The 16,720-nt window shown below is 69.2% G+C and carries 12 protein-coding genes; 2 read left to right on the forward strand and 10 right to left on the reverse strand.

Annotation, left to right across the window (positions count from 1 at the left end; genetic code table 11):
- The first annotated feature begins 71 nt into the window (after positions 1 to 71).
- Together C3489_RS08570 and C3489_RS38315 are read left to right on the forward strand one after the other, a co-directional pair.
- Positions 72 to 1,631, forward strand: coding sequence for a sialidase family protein (locus tag C3489_RS08570; RefSeq protein ID WP_146075294.1), 1,560 nt, complete (start codon positions 72 to 74; stop codon positions 1,629 to 1,631).
- Positions 1,632 to 2,135, forward strand: a complete 504-nt coding sequence (locus C3489_RS38315; protein WP_146075295.1) for a hypothetical protein — start codon at positions 1,632 to 1,634, stop codon at positions 2,133 to 2,135. It abuts the gene before it with no gap.
- A 264-nt stretch (positions 2,136 to 2,399) separates the two neighbouring features.
- Here C3489_RS38315 and C3489_RS08580 read toward each other — a convergent pair whose 3' ends face one another.
- From C3489_RS08580 to C3489_RS08625, 10 genes are all read right to left on the reverse strand, one after another.
- The gene (locus C3489_RS08580) at positions 2,400 to 3,461 is read right to left on the reverse strand and encodes a non-reducing end alpha-L-arabinofuranosidase family hydrolase (protein WP_103781143.1); all 1,062 of its coding nucleotides are present in this window, start codon (positions 3,459 to 3,461) and stop codon (positions 2,400 to 2,402) included.
- A gap of 1 nt (position 3,462) precedes the next feature.
- Positions 3,463 to 4,548, reverse strand: coding sequence for an endo-1,4-beta-xylanase (locus C3489_RS08585; protein ID WP_103781144.1), 1,086 nt, complete (start codon positions 4,546 to 4,548; stop codon positions 3,463 to 3,465).
- 64 nt (positions 4,549 to 4,612) lie between these two features.
- Positions 4,613 to 6,835, reverse strand: coding sequence for a glycoside hydrolase family 3 N-terminal domain-containing protein (locus C3489_RS08590; protein ID WP_103781145.1), 2,223 nt, complete (start codon positions 6,833 to 6,835; stop codon positions 4,613 to 4,615).
- A 52-nt stretch (positions 6,836 to 6,887) separates the two neighbouring features.
- Positions 6,888 to 7,733: a carbohydrate ABC transporter permease gene (locus tag C3489_RS08595; protein ID WP_103781146.1), complete on the reverse strand. Its 846-nt coding sequence runs from the start codon at positions 7,731 to 7,733 to the stop codon at positions 6,888 to 6,890.
- Positions 7,730 to 8,716 carry a carbohydrate ABC transporter permease gene (locus C3489_RS08600; RefSeq protein WP_103781147.1) on the reverse strand — a complete coding sequence of 329 codons (987 nt, stop codon included), beginning with the start codon at positions 8,714 to 8,716 and terminating at the stop codon, positions 7,730 to 7,732. The genes C3489_RS08595 and C3489_RS08600 overlap by 4 nt, the downstream gene beginning before the upstream one ends.
- Before the next feature lie 6 nt (positions 8,717 to 8,722).
- The gene (locus C3489_RS08605; RefSeq protein ID WP_103781148.1) at positions 8,723 to 10,057 is read right to left on the reverse strand and encodes an extracellular solute-binding protein; all 1,335 of its coding nucleotides are present in this window, start codon (positions 10,055 to 10,057) and stop codon (positions 8,723 to 8,725) included.
- Positions 10,058 to 10,182: 125 nt separating this feature from the next.
- Entirely contained in the window at positions 10,183 to 11,244 is a 1,062-nt protein-coding gene (locus C3489_RS08610) for a LacI family DNA-binding transcriptional regulator (protein WP_103781149.1), read from the reverse strand.
- A gap of 125 nt (positions 11,245 to 11,369) precedes the next feature.
- Entirely contained in the window at positions 11,370 to 12,371 is a 1,002-nt protein-coding gene (locus C3489_RS08615) for an acetylxylan esterase (RefSeq protein ID WP_103781159.1), read from the reverse strand.
- A 105-nt stretch (positions 12,372 to 12,476) separates the two neighbouring features.
- Positions 12,477 to 14,453 (reverse strand): alpha-glucuronidase, encoded by a 1,977-nt coding sequence (locus C3489_RS08620; protein ID WP_103781150.1) that lies wholly within the window; start codon positions 14,451 to 14,453, stop codon positions 12,477 to 12,479.
- A gap of 134 nt (positions 14,454 to 14,587) precedes the next feature.
- On the reverse strand, positions 14,588 to 16,042 hold the full coding sequence (locus tag C3489_RS08625) for a glycoside hydrolase (protein ID WP_181139573.1): 1,455 nt from the start codon (positions 16,040 to 16,042) through the stop codon (positions 14,588 to 14,590).
- Between the last annotated feature and the right edge of the window lie 678 nt (positions 16,043 to 16,720).

The following is a 16,720-nucleotide window of genomic DNA, read 5'->3' on the forward strand; positions in this document are numbered from 1 at the left end:
CGAATGTCTCCGGCACCGCCGGAACGGTGAGCTGCGGGAATGCGGAACCCTGCGACGACTACGCCCTGAAGGTGTCGGTGCCTGCCGGCTACGACGCCGGTCACAGCCTACGCATCGACGTCAAATGGCCGGACTCCGCCGCCGACTTCGACCTGTACGTCCTCGATGCGGACGGCCGAGAGGTGGCTGCCTCGGCCTCTTCCAGCGACCCGGAGACCGTGCTGCTTCCGGCGGTGTCGGCGTCCTACACCGTGCGCGTGGTGCCGTACGCGCCGCTCGGCGACAGCTTCACCGGCACCGCGAGCCTGATCACCGCTCCGGCCGATCCGCCGCCGAGTACGGCCACACCACCGACGTACGCGAACTCCTGGGCACCTGACGGCATCGCCGATGCGCACAACGCCGGTGAACCCTCGATAGGCGTTGACCGTGCGAGCGGCGCCGCGATGTTCCAGGCGTACACATCGACCCTCAAGGTCACCTACGACAGTGCCGGTGCCGCCACGTGGCAGGACAAGAGTGCGAGCGCGGCCAATGGCTGCCCCCAGGGCAGCACCACCAGCCTCGACCCGATCCTGTTCACCGACCCCGTCACCCATCGCACCTTCGAGTCGCAGCTCGCCGGCAAGACCGCCCTGACCTGCTACACCGACGACGACGGTGAAACGTGGTCGCCGACGGGCGGCTCCGGAATCAACTCCGGTGTGGACCACCAGACCATCGGTGGTGGCCCCTTCGCCACGAGCGGTCCAGGTGCCCTCACGTCGTATCCGAACGCCGTCTACTACTGCTCCCAGGACATCGCCGACGCATCCTGCGCGGTCAGCCGTGACGGCGGCAGGACGTACGGGCCCGCCGTTCCCATGTACTCGCTGCTGGACTGCGGCGGCCTGCACGGGCATGTGAAGGTGGCCCCGGACGGCACGGTGTACGTGCCCAACAAGGGCTGCAGTGGTCATCAGGCCGTGGCCGTCTCCGAGGACAATGGACTGACGTGGACCGTCCGCAATAACCCGTCCAGCACCCCCGGTGACTCGGACCCGAGCGTGGGGATCGGGTCCGGCGGGACCGTCTACATGGGCTACCAGAACAACGACGGCACTGCGCGCATCGCTGTCAGCCACGACAAGGGCAAGACGTGGCTGTACGACCAGAACGTCGGCGCGGCCCTCGGCATCAAGAACATCGTCTTCCCAGCCGTGACCGCGGGCGACGACAACCGCGCCGCCTTCGCCTTCCTGGGCACCACCACGGGCGGCAACTATCAGGACGCGGCCGACTTCAAGGGAGTCTGGCACCTGTACGTGGCCACCACCTACGACGGCGGCCAGTCCTGGGTCACCGTCGACGCCACCCCCACCGACCCGGTGCAGAAAGGGTCGATCTGCACGGGCGGCACCACCTGCGGCCAGGACCGCAACCTCCTGGACTTCATCGACGTCACCACCGACGCCCAGGGCCGCGTGCTCGCCGCCTACGCCGACGGCTGCACCGGCACCTGCGCGACCGCAGGCGCCCAGAACTTCGACGCCCTGGCCTCCATCGCCCGCCAGGCCTCCGGCAACACGCTGTACGGCGCGTACGACGCCGTGGTCCAGGGCAAGCACAACAAGCGCAAAGGAAGCCACTAGATGAAACCACCGCCCACGGCTGCCGTACTGGCAGCAGCTGTCTTCAGCCTGGCCTCGGTCACAGGATGTTCGGCGACGAACCAGCACGCCAAGCCCCCGCGGGCGACGCCGTACGCGCAGAAGCAAGCAACCGATCCCCCGGACGGCAACGCAGCCGGTTCCGTCACCGGCAGCTGTCCGACTACCGCCTCACTGCCGCTCCCCAAGGACTTCCCGAAGAACCTGCCAGTGCCCGACGGCGCGATCGTGACCTCGGTGGAGCACCGCACCGGCGGCCGGCTCGTCGTCGCCACCGTCGTACGGGACGGATTCGACACCACCCTGGCGTTCCTGCACAAGCAGCTCCCCAAGGCCGGCTACATCCCTGAGGAGGGCGAAGTGGAAGAGGACGACGCCGAGTCGAACTTCTCCTCCACGAGCGTCCGGGGCCGCTGGACCCTGCGGAAGATGCCCGACTGCGAGGCAGGGGTGTACCTCACGTACCTGACGTCCGCCGTCCCCTGAACCCGGCCCGGCCACCCTCTTGCCGACCGGTGACACTGCAAGGGGCCACCTTCCGTGACTCCGAGAGGTCCGGTCCGGCAGCAACGGCTCGACACAGGCCCACCGGTCGTCAGTCAACGACACGACGGTGCGCAGCCAGGCGCCGCCCCGTGCGGCAAGCCGGGTCGCGCGCGGTGTGTGCCCACGTGCGTATGCCGCTGCGCGAGGCGCGAGTGGCGGGTGTACCCCCGACTCGCGCCTCGCGCCCCAGATGGGTGAGTGGCGTCAGCAGTTGCTGTTCGTCTGCGTCAGCAGACCCAGCCTGTACGGGAGTTGTGAGTAGGCTCCGGACGCCGCCGGATCCAGCCCCTGGTACAGGAACTGCAGCCGGCACGGGTCGATCTCCATGGTCTGGTCGATGCCGTCGCGGACCATCTCACCGTGGCTGATGTCCTTGGACCATGCCGTCCCGTCCGCGAAGGTCACATTGCTGGACCTCGCGAAGGGGTTGGCCTCCGTGTCGGCCAGCGGTGTCCACCGACCGTCGAGTCCATGCGCCGTCCACGAGCGGAAGTAGCGCCGCCCGTCGCTGCCGATGGCCTCGACGAGCAGCAGGTACTGGTCGGCCGTGCCCTTGATCTTGTAGACGTTGCTCGCCTCGAAAAGCGAGAACTTGCTGTCCTGGAGGACGATCTTCGTGTTGCCGAACCCGTTCGGGAAGTCCTTGACCGTGGTCTCCGAGCGGTACAGGTGTCCGTTGTCGTCGGAGGAGAAGAGATAGCACTTCTCCTCGTCGCAGACGGTCCAGAAGTCGACCCAGTAGCCGTTGCCGATGTTGTCCTTGATGACCTGTGGCATGGAGTCCTGGAAGTTCTTCGGTGCGCTCCAGGAGGTGGGGTCGTCGATGTTCTTCGTCGTCGAGTACGACGGCAGGCCCGTCTGGTACACGAGGTACCACGTCTTCTGCGGAGCGAAGTAGAAGGCCTGCGGCGCCGCCCGGTAGCCCTTGCCGATCGCCGTCGTGTCCAGCGGGGTCTGGTGCGCCGCCCCGGCCTTCGACCAGTCGTCGAAGCTTGTCTGGACGAGGCTCCAGCCGCCGGACGTGTCGGCGGTCGTGGCGAAGACGTGCCACCGTCCCTTGTAGCGGACGACCGAGGGGTCCTTCACGGAGACGACGGGGTGCGTGGCGTCCGGCTGAGGGGCGATCAGCGGACCCGTCGACGACCACTGGAAGGTGCTGGTGAGCCGCCCTTGTCCGTCGGCCGTCGCGGCGGGCGCCGTGCCGAGCACGGCGACCAGGGCGGCCACCGCCGCCGCGGCAGCGGACAGGCGCGTGCGGATGCGCATCTCAGTCCTCCTGCGCGGCCGCGGCGAGGGCGTCGTGGATCGCGTCGTACGCCGGCTTGTGCTGCAGGTTCTCGTCCCAGGGCAGGGCGGCGCCCTCGCCCTGGAAGACCGACGGGATCCACGAGTGCCGGTCGGTGTAGCCCCACACCGTGATGCCGACACAGCGCCGCACGGCCAGGCAGGCGTCGGTCACCTTCCCGTACCAGTCGGCCTGCTCGGCCAGCTTGGCCGTGTCGGAGGGAAGGATCATGCGGATGTCGAGCTCGGTGATGGCGACATCGACACCGAGGTCGGCGAACCGCTGGATGTTCTGCTGCAGCCGGTCGGGGAAACCGTACTGCAGCGCGAGGTGTGCCTGCATGCCGAAGCCGTCGATCGGGACGCCGTCGGCCTTGAGCTGCTTGATGAGCGTGTAGTAGGCGTCCGACTTGGGTCCGATGGCCTCGACGTTGTAGTCGTTCAGGTAGAGCTTGACGTGGGGGTCGGCGGCGCGGGCCCAGCGCAGGGCGTCGGCGATGTAGGACGGGCCGATGGTCTTGTAGAAGATGTTCTCGCGGTAGGTGCCGTCCTCGTTCATGATCTCGTTGGCGACGTCCCAGGCGAAGACCTTGCCGCGGTAGTGCTTGACGACGTTCGTGATGTGGTTCTTGAGGATCGAGCGCAGTTCGTCCTTGGTCCAGGTGCCGGAGGTGAGCCAGCTCGGCAGCTGGTTGTGCCACAGCAGGGTGTGGCCGCGCACCTTGAGGTGCTCGGCCTTCGCGTAGTTCACGATCTCGTCGCCCGCGGTGTAGTCGAAGACGCCGCGCTGCGGTTCGGTGGCGTACCACTTCATGCCGTTGCCGGGTGTCGTCTGGCCGAACTCCTTGCCGAGCAGATCGGCGAACTCGGTGTCGGCGAGCTCCGGGTTGTCCACGGCGGAGCCGAAGTAGCGCCCGGTCTCGCGGGCGAGCTCGTGCAGCGTCTTCGTCCTCTTCGCGCCGTCGGTGCCGGCCTGGGCGGCCGGGGCGACGGCGAGGCCGAGCAGCAGGGCCGCCGACGCGGCGAGCGCGGCGGATCTGACGCGCGAACGGCGTGCGGGTGTGTTCATGGCGGGTCTCCTCAACGGTGGGAAGGGTTGGCGCGGTTGCCTTGCGCGGGGCTGGTCCGTGGGGTCACTTGACGCGGAGTTCGCAGCGCATCCTGCGGTCGTGGCCGACCTCGCGCACCGGCCCCGTGAGGGTGAGCGGCACGGTGTGGTGGACGTGTTCGCTGGACGCGGCGACGCGCAGCTCCAGGGCGCCGGGTTCGACGACGCGGCGGCCGTCGGCGCCGGTGTACGCGGCCAGGTCGGCTGGGAACGTGGCGTGCACCTCGGCTGACGCTCCGGCGTCGAGCGTGACGCGGGCGTAGCCGACCAGCCGGACCTCCGGCCGGGCGACGGTGCCGACGGGGTCGTGGAGGTAGAGCTGGACGACCTCGGTGCCGGGTCGGCGGCCGGTGTTTCGGACGGTGAGGCGCAGTGTGGTCTCGCCGTCGGTGGGCAGTTCGACGGTGTCGCACCGGGGGGTGTCCCAGGCGAACGTCGTGTAGGACAGGCCGTGGCCGAAGGGGTACAGGGGGGTCGGGTCCACGGTGCTGGGGAAGCCGTGCCGGCCGAGCGGCGGGGCAAGGTACGGGGCGGGCTGGCCGCCGGGCGTGCGGGGTACCCCGACGGGCAGGCGCCCGGAGGGGTCGACACGCCCGGACAGGGCGCCCGCGACGGCGGCGCCGCCCTCCTGCCCGGGGAAGAACGCCTGGACGATCGCTGCGGCCCGGTCGGCCCAGCGGCCGAGCGCATAGGGCCTGCCGCTGAGCACGACGATGACGACCGGCACACCGGAGGCCATCGCCTCGTCCAGCAACTCACCCTGCCCGTACGGCAGTTCCAGGTCCTCGGCGTCGCATCCCTCACCCGACGAGCCGCGTCCGAACAGACCTGACCGGTCACCGACGACGACGACGCAGACATCGGCGGCAGACGGGTCATCACCGAGGACGGCGTTCGGCAGCTCGGCACGGAGCGCCTCGGCGAGCGTGGGCACCTCGACGCCGGTCGGCAGGTCGGGGTGGTGGACGCCCACATGCCGGGGGAAGGTGTAGCAGCCGAGCATGGCCGCCTGCTCGTCGGCGAGCGGACCGAGGAGCGCGATACGCAGGCCGTCGCTCAGCGGCAGTACCCCGGAGTCGTTGGCGAGCAGGACGACCGACTCCTCGGCCACCTTCTGCGCCAGCTCCCGCATGTGCGGGGGGTTCAGGTCGACGGGCAGGTCGCCGGTGACCGGTTCCCAGTCGCCGTCGAGCAGCCCGAGTTCGCACTTCTGGGTGAGGACGCGCAGCACCGCCCGGTCGAGCAGCTCCTCGGGCAGCGGATCCTCGGGGCTGAAGCAGCGGGCCGCCGGCAGTTCCACGTCGACACCGGCCGCCAGTGCGATGCGCGCCGCCGCGCTCTCGCCGTCGGCGATGCGATGGGCCTCGTCGAGCAGCGAGACGCCGTAGTAGTCCGAGACCACGGTACCGGCGAACTCCCACTGATCACGCAGGAGTTGGGTGAGCAGTCCGGCATGGGCGTGGGCGGGCAGGCCGTCGATATCGTTGTAGGCGGGCATCACGGAGCGGGCACCGCCCTCGCGCACGGCCATCTCGAACGGCGGCAGGATCACATCGGCGAGCTCACGCGGGCCGATCGAGGCGGGGGCGTGGTTGCGCGCGGCGCGCGAGGCCGAGTAGCCGGCGAAGTGCTTCAGCGTGGCGACGATGCCCGCGGCCTCAAGTCCACGTACATACGCGGTGCCGATGGTGCCGACCAGGTACGGGTCCTCACCGATGGACTCCTCGGTGCGGCCCCAGCGGGCGTCGCGCACGACGTCGAGGACCGGGGCGAGTCCCTGGTGGATGCCGACCGCGCGCATCGACGTGCCGATGGCCTGGGCCATTTCCATGATCAGCGCCGGGTCGAAGGTGGCGCCCCAGGCGAGCGGTGTCGGGAAGATGGTGGCCTGCCAGGCGGTGAAGCCGGTCAGGCACTCCTCGTGGGCGATGGCCGGCAGGGCGAACCGGTTGCCCGCGCGGATGGTGCGCTGCAGCTCCGCGAGACGGGCCGCACCCTCGGCCGGTTCGACGGGCACGGTGCCGAAAGGTCGGGTGAGGTGGCCAAGCCCGTACGGGAGCAGCGCGTCGAGGGCGGCGCTGCGGGAGGCGTAGGTGTGCTGGCCGGGGGCGACGTCGGCGCCTTCGGTGTCGGCGCCGATCCATACGCTGGACAGCTGGGCGGTCTTCTCCTCGGTGGTCATACGGGCGAGCAGGTCCGCCGCCCGGATGTGCGCGGGCAGGGTCGTGTCCTGCCATGGCTCGACCATGGAACTCCTCAAGTGCAGTAGAAAATAGGCCGGTTGATGGGTGAGGGCGCGGTCAGCCCTTGGTCGCGCCCATCGTGATGCCGCCGATCAACTGCCGTTCGGCCACCGCGTAGAAGCCGAGCGCGGGCACCATGGCGAGGACGAGGTACGCGAAGACGCGGGCGATGTCGGCGGCGTACTGGCCTTGGAACTGCTGGACGCCGACGGGGATCGTCCACCAGGTGGGTTCGCTGAAGACGAGCAGCGGGAGCAGGAAGTTGTTCCAGCTGCCGACGACTGCGAGGACGGAGACGGTGCCGAGCGCGGGCCGTGCCATCGGCAGCAGGATCCGCCAGAAGAAGCCGAACGGGGAGCAGCCGTCGAGCGTGGCGGCCTCCTCCAGCTCGCCGGGGATCTCCCGGAAGAAGCCGCGCAGGATGACGATGGTCATGGGCAGACCGAACGCGGCCTGTGGCAGGATCACGCCCCACGGGTTGTCCAGCAGCCCGAACGTGCGCAGCAGGATGAACAGCGGCAGGATCGCCACGGCGAACGGGAACATCAGCCCGACGGCGAAGAGAGTGAACATCAACTCCCTTCCCTTGAAGGCGAATCGGGCGAGAGCGAACGCCGCGAGCGCGGCGGTGCCGACGGTGAGGGCCGTGGTGCCGACGGCGACCAGCGTGGACGAGCCGAGCATCCGCCAGAACGAGCTGTCGGCCAGGATGTCCGTGTAGTTGGACACGACCCAGGGCGAGGGCAGCCCGAAGGCGTTCTGGGAGAGCTGGTCGGTGGACTTGAAGCCGGACACCAGCGCGTACAGGAGCGGGGTGACCATGACGACGCCGACCAGCCACACGATGACGTACAGCGGTGTGGAGCGCAGCCGCCGGCGGGCTGCGGGACTCAGGCCGCTCATCGGTTACCTCGCATGGTGGTGAGGGCTCCTTCGGTGTCACGGCGCAGCACGAACCGCTGGTAGGCGAGGGCGAAGACGAGGCTGATGAGGAACATGGCGATGCTGATCGCGCTGGCATAGCCGATCTGGTAGCGCTTGAAGCCGAACTGGAAGAGGGTGACGGCCATCGTCTCGGAGTGATGGTCGGGGCCGCCCTGGGTGGTGACCCACACCAGGTCGAAGAGCTGGATGGCGCCGATCACGGACAGGAAGACGCTGATGCGGATGGTCGGTCCGAGCAGCGGCAGGGTGATGTTGCGAAAGCGCTGCCAGGGACCTGCGCCGTCGATCCGGGCCGCCTCGTGCAGCTCGGTGGGGATGCCCTGCAGGCCGGCCAGGTACAGCATCATGTGGAAGCCGAAGTACTTCCACATCATGACGAGGAAGAGGGTGGGCAGCACCCAGTCCTGGTCGGCGAACCAGAGACCGCCGAGGCTGTCGAGGCCGATCGAGCCGAGCACCTTGTCGGCGAGTCCGTCGTCCGGCGCGAAGATCATGGAGAACAGGACGCCGGTGATGACCTCGGACAGGACGTACGGCGCGAAGAACAGCATGCGGTAGACGGCACGGCCACGCAGCTTCTGGTTGAGCAGGACGGCCATGGCGAGCGCGAACGGAAGCTGCAGGCCGACGGAGAACACGACCAGGAGCAGGCCGCGCCACAGGTCGCCGAGGAAGACCGGGTCGTCGAACAAGCGGGTGTAGTTGTCGGTGCCGACGAAGTCCGAAGGCGTTCCGAACCCGCCCCAGTTGAAGAAGCTGACGTACAGCGCGTAGAGGATCGGCGTGAGGACGAACAGGGCGAACAGAACGAGGGCGGGCACGGTGAAGGTGAAGGCGGTCAGCCAGTCCCGGACCCGGCGCACCAGCGGGCGCCGGTTGTGTGCCGGTGCCGCCGGTTCCTTGGCGAGAGCGGGTGCCTCGTTGATCTGGGTCGAGGTCATCGTGGGCTACTGGCTCTTGGCGACCTGGGTGATGGAACGCGCCACCTGCTCGGGTGACTTGGCGCCGGCGATGAGGGCGGCGACCGAGTCGTTGACCTCCTGACCGACGGCAGGCGGGTAGGCCTGGTCGAGGTAGAGCTGGAATCCGGTCGCCTTGTCCAGGGCGGCGGAGACGAGCTTGAGGTTGGGGTCGGTGAGGGAGCCGGTGGCGTCCTTCACGACGGGCATCATCGAGCCCTTGGACACGAGGATCTTGTCGGACTCGGCCGACAAGAAGAACTTCAGGAAGTCGACGGCCGCCTTGGGGGCGCCCTTGCGCACGGCGTAGCCGCCGCCTCCGCCGAAGATGTCGGTGGCGGCGCCCTTGCCTCCCGGGACGGTCGGGAAGGTGAAGAACCCGAGGTCCTCGCCGATGCCCTTGCCCGCGTCGGCCTGCACGACCGGCGCCCACTGGCCCATCAGCTCCATCGCGGCCTTGCCGTTGCCCATGGCCGCGGCCTCGCCGTTGGGCGTGGAGTACGCGGCGCCGAGGAAGCCCTTCTGGAACGGCTGCAGGGCGACGAGTTCCTTGAGGCGTTCACCGGCCTTGACGAAGTCGTCGCCGGTGAAGTCCTTGGCGTCGGCGGCCTTCTGCATGCCGTCGACACCGGCGATACGCATCGCCAGGTAGGCCCAGAAGTACATGCCGGGCCACTTCTCCTTGCCCGCCAGGGCGATGGGCGTGATCCCGGCGCTTTTCAGCTTCTTCACGGCGTCCAGGTAGTCGTCCCAGGTGGCGGGCGGGGACGAGATGCCGGCCTGCTTGAAGAGCGCCTTGTTGTACCAGAAGCCGACGCCGCCGATGTCGAAGGGCATCGCGTACGTCTTGCCGTCGAACTCGTAGGCTTTCGCGGAGACCCCGACGAGGGTGCCGGCCATGGGCTTGACGGTGTCGGTGAGGTCCTCGACGAGGCCCGCGTCGATCTGCTGCTTGAGAACGCCGCCACCCCACGTGTGGTAGATGTCCGGAAGCTTTCCGGAACTGGTCAGCGCCGTCATCTTCGACTTGTAGGCATCGTTCTCCAGCGTGACGAGCTTGATGTGCACGTCGGGGTGCTCGGCCTCGAATGCCTTGGCCCGCTCGGGCCAGACGCTCTTGGACGGCTCGGTGGTCTGGATGTTCCACCACTCCACGACAGTACGGCCCTTGCTGTCGGTGGTGCCCGAGTCGGAGTCCGAGCAGGCGGACAGACCGGCCGCGCCCAGGCCCGCCGCTGTCGCGGTCCCCAGGAACCGGCGGCGGGAGAAGACGGATGACGCGGCGCTGGAGGCGATTGCAGCGGCACGATCGAAGGTTGGCATGGCGCACCTTCCGGAAGTTCTTACGAAACTATCGGGACATGGCCACGCAAGTTACGGGCACGCGTCGGGGGTGTCAACGGCCTTAACAAAATGGGCCGCTGACACCCCCGGAGTGTTATCTTCCGCTACGCCCGGCGCGGCGGCGCGGTGCTCGCCCGGACCACCAGCTCAGTGGCGAGTTCCACACGTGGTGACGTGGGTACGACGGACCGGGCCAGGTCCAGTACGACCCGTGCCGCCAGCTTGCCCATGTCGGCCAGCGGCTGGCGGACCGTCGTCAGAGGCGGCGACGCCCAGAGCATCTCCGGCAGGTCGTCGAAACCGACGACGCTCATGTCCTCGGGCACGCGCAGCCCTCGGCGGCGCAGTGCCTCCATCGCGCCGAGTGCCATCTGATCACTGGCCGCGAACACGGCGGTCGGCGGGTCGTCCAGGTCGAGCAGCTGGTTGCAGCCGGTGAACCCGGACTCGTGGTAGAAGTCGCCGGGCACGATCAGTTCGCCGTCGACCGGTACTCCGGCGACGTCGAGCGCGGCCCGGTAGCCGTCGAGCCTGGCCCGTGAGCACATCAGGCGGGACGGACCCTCGATGAAGCCGATCCTGCGGTGCCCCAGGCCCAGCAGGTACTCGGTCGCGGCCATGCCGCCCGCCCAGTTGGTGGCGCCGATGGTCGGTTCCTCGGACGCGGGCGAGCCGGCCGGGTCGATCACCACCAGCGGCACGCCCAGACGCCGCAGTTCGTCGTGGAGTCTCGGCTCCAGGACGGAGGTCACGAGAATCACGCCGTCGGACGCGCGGGCCCGTAGATTCGTCATCCACTGCCGGGCCGAGCCCGCCCGGTTGTGGATCGCGGAGACCACCGTCCCCACGCCCGACTCGTGCGTGACCTCTTCGACCCCGCGGATGATCTCCACGGCCCAGGGGCTGTCGAGGTCGTTGAAGACCAGGTCGAGCAGAACCGGCCGGGCACCGGGGGCGGGCGCACGGCGCCGGTAGCCGTGCCGTTGCAGCAGGTCCTCGACCTTCGCCCGGGTGGCCGGCGACACGTCCGAACGTCCGTTGACGACCCGTGAGACGGTCGGCACCGAGACCCCGGCCTCCCGCGCGATCTCGGTGATCGTCACCTTGGCCGGCCCGTCCGAGCTCCGCGTGGCTGTTTTGTGCTGGGCGCCGTCCGGGGCCACCATCCCCACCTCCGTAGCTCTGCGTCCGGAAAATCTCCGCGCATCTTCCGGAAAGCGTAGAACATGCCACCGGCCCTCTCGCGGTCGAGGCAGCGTCCGTCCGGCTCGTCGAACGTACGGGCTCGGGTCTACGCCTGCCCGCCGTCCAGCACCGAGTGCAGCCAGGCAAGTTGCCGCCGCGTATGCGTGGCGTCCCCGTGCTCGTGCCCGTTGAACGGATACGCGTGGATCTCCCGCGCGGGATCGTGGCCGGTCAGCTCGCCGTAGCGGTGGTATGCGGCGTACGCGCCACTGGGCGGGCAGACCGTGTCGCGCAGGCCGACCCCGAAGTGGGCGGGAGCGTACGCGCGACGCGCAAAGGAGATCCCCTCGACGTACGCCAGCGTCCGGTACGCGGCCCTCTCGGCGCCCCGGTGCACGGCCAGATAGGCGGCCACCTCTCCGTAGGGCCCGTCGTCGGTGAGGTCCAGGGCCCGCCGGACACCACACAGCAACGGCGCGCTGACCAGCACGGCCGCCAGATCCGGGACGAGTCCCGCGACCGCGAGGGCCACTCCCCCGCCTTGACTGTTGCCGACGGCCGCGACCCGGTCCGCGGCGACACCGGGCAGCGCGCGCAGCGCGGCGACGGAGCACACCGCATCGGTGATCAGCCGCCGGTAGTGGTGGTCGTGCGGGTCGAGGATGCCGCGCACGATGGCGCCGGGGCCACCGGGCGCGCTCGCGTGCGGGTCGGGGGTCGCGCCGCCGCTGCCGTACTGGTCGCCCTGGCCGCGGTTGTCCATGAGCAGGTGCGCGTATCCGGCGTTCGCCCAGGTGAGCCGCTCGTGCGGGAGGCCGCGGCCGCGCCCGTACCCGGCGAACTCCACGACGGCGGGAAGGAGTTGGCCGCCCGTGCCGGCGGGCCGGGTGTACCAGGCGCTGATCGGGTCGCCGGCGAATCCGCGGAACGTCACGTCCCATGTCTCGACGAGCCGGAGCCCGCTGTCGATCCGTTCGGCACTGACGACCGGCCGCGGATGCTCGGCGGCTTTCAGAGTGGTCTGCCAGAAGGTGTCGAAGTCGGCGGGTTCGTCGAGGGGTGGGCGGTGACGTTCGAGCTGGTCCAGGGGGAGATCGACGGCGGGCAAGGACACCTCACACGGGTCTGGGGAGCCGGCTTCCTCATGTGCGACACCCGTTGGACGGGGTCGGGTGCGGCTTCAGGTTGCGGCGACGTTGCCGGAAAATTCTCGTCAGTAAATGCGCCTGCCGTGCGCGTCCGGCACCCCGGACTTGCGCAGGAAGTAGCTGTTGATCTGGTCCCGCCACTCGCGGGCGCAGCGCAGCTGCTCCTCGTAGAGCTCGGCCACCCGAGTGTGCCGGGCGGGCGAGACCAGGTCGGCGAGTGCGGCCCAGACCTCCCGGGCGGCCTCGACCTCCTCGACTCCCTCGAAATGAGTGTCGTAGATGTGCTGCACGACGGTCTTGCCGCTGTGCAGCACATGCCCGTACGGCACATGGTGGAAGAAGAGCAGCAGCTCGTCGGGACAGCTCTCCACCCGCTCGTACGTGTCCGCCCACGGCTTCGCGTACTGCCCTGCGTATCCGGTGCCGGTGGCCCGGCTGCGGTCGACTCCGATGCCGTCGCGGTCGGCGAAGTGGTACGTCCCCCATGTGCTGTACTCGTAGCCGTCGACGCTCGGCCCGTAGTGGTGTCCGGGCTGCACCATGAAGCCGACGCCGAGGGGCGCGGTGTACTTCTCGTACGTGGCCCAGGAACCGTGCAGCACCGCCCGAAGCCCGGAGCGCAGCCGCTCGGGGTCACCGGTGAGATCCGGTGTGAACGTCAACTCTGCCCACTCGTCGAGCAGTTGATCTGCGTCTGCGGTCGGGTCCCAGGCGAGGCGGCCATAGGAGTAGAGGTTGGCCTGGGCAAGGGGGTGGCCGGTCCAGAAGGGGTCGTCACCGACGTTCGCCACCGCCACGAGACCTCCGCCGGCAACCAGTTGCCCGACCGTGGGACCGCCCTCCCCCTCCGGCCGGAAGGCGAGTACCTCGGACCACATCGGCGCGAGCGCGCAGACATGCCGCTGCTGGCCCGTGTACTCCTGGGTGGCCTGCAGCTCGACGGCGACGCGGGTGCGGGGCAGGGCGCCGATCACGGGCGAGACGGGTTCACGGACCTGGAAGTCCATCGGCCCGTGCTTGACCTGAAGGATGACGTTGTCCGCGAACTGACCGTCCAGCGGGGCGAAATGGTCGTACGCGGCGCGCGCCCGGTCTGTCGAGCGGTCGCGCCAGTCCTGTCGGTGGTCGTAGACGAAGGCCCGCCAGTGGACGGTGCCGCCGTGCCGGGCGAGCGCGCCGGCCAGGAGGTTCGCGCCGTCGGCGTGGCTGCGTCCGTAGGCGAACGGGCCCGGCTGCCCCTCCGAATCGGCCTTGACGACGAAACCGCCGAAGTCGGGGACCAGCGCGTAGACCCGGTCGGCCGCCTCGCGCCACCACGCACGCACACCCTCGTCGAGCGGATCGGCGGTGTCGAGATCGCCGAGCAGGAGGGGTGCGGCGAAGTTCACGGAGAGGTGGGTTCGGATGCCGTACGGCCTCAACTCGGCCGCGATGGCGGCCACTTCAGTGAACCGTTCGGTAAGCAGGCGGGTCTCACTCGCGTGGACGTTGACGTTGTTGACCGCGAGCGCGTTGATGCCGCAGGAGGCGAGCAGCCTTGCGTACGCGCGGATCCTGGAGAGGTCACCTCGCGCCCGTCCGTCCCGCCAGAACAGCGAGCCGCCCGCATAGCCTCGCTCGACCTGCCCCATCACGGGGTGCACGTCGACGTTGTCCCAGTGGTCCAGCATGCGCAGGGCGAGGGCGGGGCGGTGGGTCTCGTCGGGGCCTTGCGTGAACGCGGCCTCGCCGATCCGCACGAGGTGGAAGAAGCCGTGGAGGAGCCCGGCCGGGGCGGCGGCGGTGAGGGTGGTGCGCCGCGCGGTCCGTGTCACCGTGAACCCCTCGGGACCTTCGTCACCGCCGGCGACCACCTTCAGCAGCAGGTCGCACGCCGCGTCGTCCGCGTCATCGCTGCCACCGAACTTGTGGCACGCACGGCCGACTTCTGCCCGTACGGTGTCGACGAGCAGTCCTTCGCCGCGCACGCACACCCGCCGTGTCCCCACGCCGCGCAGTGCCTCGTCAGGCAGCCAGGCAGGGTCTGTCTCGACGGTGGTCATGACGCCGCCGCCTCAAGGGCCACGCTGCCGAGGACGCCCTCGACGGCTCCGGGGTCGCTGCTGGTCATGTCGGGGCGGATCCTTCCTGTACGTCCGGCGTCGAAGGTGAGGACCGTCGGTTCGACGAACCGCTGTCAGCCCTGGGACCGGCCTGGAGCCAGGACCACGGTGACGACCGAACGTGCCGGGAGTTTCGCCGTCAGATGTCCGTCGGCGACCTGTGCGAGGCCCTCCACAGCCCTCGTGTCGTGATCGCCGTCGGTGAGGTATCCGGTCACCTGGTGTCCCTTCGCCGCCTTCAGGGCCATGTCCGTCGTCGTGGCCTGGCTACCGGTGTTGATGAGGACGGCCACATCGGTCCCGTCCGTGTTGCGGTACGCCGACGCGAGCACCGTCTCGTCGCCGGAGGAGGCGTCCACGCGGACTGCGCCGGGACGGATGAACCGGCTGAACGCGGTCATCGCCCGCAGCCGTGTGGAGACCATGTAGCTGTCGCCGTCCATGCGGATGAGCGCGCCGGTGTCGCCGATCGAGGCTCCGAGCCAGAAGAGGTAGGCGGAGGCGTCGGCCTGGGCGAGAGCGTTGTGGATGTTCTCGGCCACGTACAGACCGGCCGCGTTCGTGCCGTCGTCCCACTTGCTCGGCCAGACGCCGCTGCCCGCCCACTCCGACATCCACGCCGGCTTGTCACTGTCGATCAGCGGGCTGGTGGCGGCGGAGGCATAGCCGTGGGCGCTGTACGCGGCCACCTCCTTCTCGGCAGCCGGGTCGGCCGCGATGGCGGCCGCGTACGCCTTCCCCTGGTTCCAGCCGAAACTGTCGCAGCAGTACAGCTTGGTGCCGGGTGCCTCGGCGCGCAGCACCGGGCCGATCGCCTTCACGGCGTCGGCGGCCTGTGCGGGGGTGAAGAGCATGGAGGCGTACGACGCCTTCCAGTCGGGCTCGTTGGTGAAGTTCAGGTCGGTGATGCGGATGCCCTCGCGCTGGTAGAACTTCACGTACTGGGCGAGGTACTTGCCGTAAGCGGTGCGCCAGTCGCCGGTTGCGCAGTCGGTGCCGACGACTCCGCACAGGGTGCCGCCGTTCGAGTCGGAGTTGTTGTCCTTCATGTACGCGGGAGCGCTCCACGCATCCGCGATGAACCGCTTCACCCCGTACTTCCGGGCCTCCTTGGCGAGCCAGACCTGGCCGCCATCGTTTCCGTCCCAGGTGTACGTCAGCGGATCGTCGGGGCTCGCGGGCGCGTTCGGCGCGATGGTCCGCATGTGGTCGTACACCTCGTCCGTGGACGAGCCGACGCCGAGGCGCAGCATGCTCAGGCCCGCGCCGTCCTCCCGCGAGAAGAGCAACTTGACGATCTCGTCGCCCTTCTCGGCGGACAGGCCCTTCAGACCGTGGATGACGGCGGCGCGCTGGAATGCCTCCGAGACGCCGAAGCCGTCGATGCGCTGGTGGCGTACTGAGAAGTCGATGCCTCCCGGCGCTGTGTCGGCGCTTGCCGGGGCCCCGGGCAGGGCGAGCGCGGCCGAGGCCAGCGCCACGGCGGAGGCGAGCAGGGTGAGGCGGCGGGGCCTGAGCTTCGACGGCATCCATGTGCTCCCGTAGTCCGGTGAACCTGTGGTTCCAGAGGGGCGTGCGGTGCGGTGGGTGGTAGACGTGCGTCGTGCTCCAGGTACCGTCGCCAGCGGCGACCAATCTGTCAAGGCACTTAACAAATTCGGCTGGAGGTCGCGAAAGCCCTTGCAACCGAGGGCGAGAGGAAACCCAGCTGACGCACGGCTGGGTTCCTCGGGGCGGTGCGCGCTCGACGGCGCGGGGTTCGCCGCCCCCACTCCTCGTTCCGAAAGTTTCGGTCTGGAACAGAAAGCTTTTCTGCGGGGAGTATTGACGATCCATCGCCGTTCCTTCAACATCCCTGTCTGAGACACCGGCTGTGGTTCGCAATGTCGAACCACCTCGGCCCGGCCGACCCGCACCGCCCGGCAGTTCTACGCAAAGCCGCACGACAGATATGCGCAGCACAGCACCTGCGCCGACTCCGTTTCGTTCCGGTGAGGTTCGCACCAGCGCATCCCGGCTCTTCGTGCAGTTGGAGAGGTACGCGACGCCACGAGACGATCCCCCGGTGCCGAGTGGGAGCGGACGACGTTTTCCCCTCCGCTTTCAGTCATTCCATGATTTCTACCTTGGAGGCACAGTCATGGGCTCCTACGCCCTCCCCCCACCCGTTGTCCGACGGAAGATCCGCGGCCTGCTGTTAGCAGCGA

The sequence above is a fragment of the Streptomyces sp. Ru71 genome (genome assembly GCF_002920535.1).
In the GTDB taxonomy this organism is placed as follows: Bacteria; Actinomycetota; Actinomycetes; order Streptomycetales; family Streptomycetaceae; genus Streptomyces.

What these genes read in the sequence shown, in the direction of transcription:
- C3489_RS38315 (WP_146075295.1), top strand. Translation starts at nt 1,632, where the DNA reads ATGAAACCACCGCCCACGGCTGCCGTACTGGCAGCAGCTGTCTTCAGC.
- C3489_RS08580 (WP_103781143.1), bottom strand. Translation starts at nt 3,461, where the DNA reads ATGCGCATCCGCACGCGCCTGTCCGCTGCCGCGGCGGCGGTGGCCGCC.
- C3489_RS08585 (WP_103781144.1), bottom strand. Translation starts at nt 4,548, where the DNA reads ATGAACACACCCGCACGCCGTTCGCGCGTCAGATCCGCCGCGCTCGCC.
- C3489_RS08590 (WP_103781145.1), bottom strand. Translation starts at nt 6,835, where the DNA reads ATGGTCGAGCCATGGCAGGACACGACCCTGCCCGCGCACATCCGGGCG.
- C3489_RS08595 (WP_103781146.1), bottom strand. Translation starts at nt 7,733, where the DNA reads ATGAGCGGCCTGAGTCCCGCAGCCCGCCGGCGGCTGCGCTCCACACCG.
- C3489_RS08600 (WP_103781147.1), bottom strand. Translation starts at nt 8,716, where the DNA reads ATGACCTCGACCCAGATCAACGAGGCACCCGCTCTCGCCAAGGAACCG.
- C3489_RS08605 (WP_103781148.1), bottom strand. Translation starts at nt 10,057, where the DNA reads ATGCCAACCTTCGATCGTGCCGCTGCAATCGCCTCCAGCGCCGCGTCA.
- C3489_RS08610 (WP_103781149.1), bottom strand. Translation starts at nt 11,244, where the DNA reads ATGGTGGCCCCGGACGGCGCCCAGCACAAAACAGCCACGCGGAGCTCG.
- C3489_RS08620 (WP_103781150.1), bottom strand. Translation starts at nt 14,453, where the DNA reads ATGACCACCGTCGAGACAGACCCTGCCTGGCTGCCTGACGAGGCACTG.
- C3489_RS08625 (WP_181139573.1), bottom strand. Translation starts at nt 16,042, where the DNA reads ATGCCGTCGAAGCTCAGGCCCCGCCGCCTCACCCTGCTCGCCTCCGCC.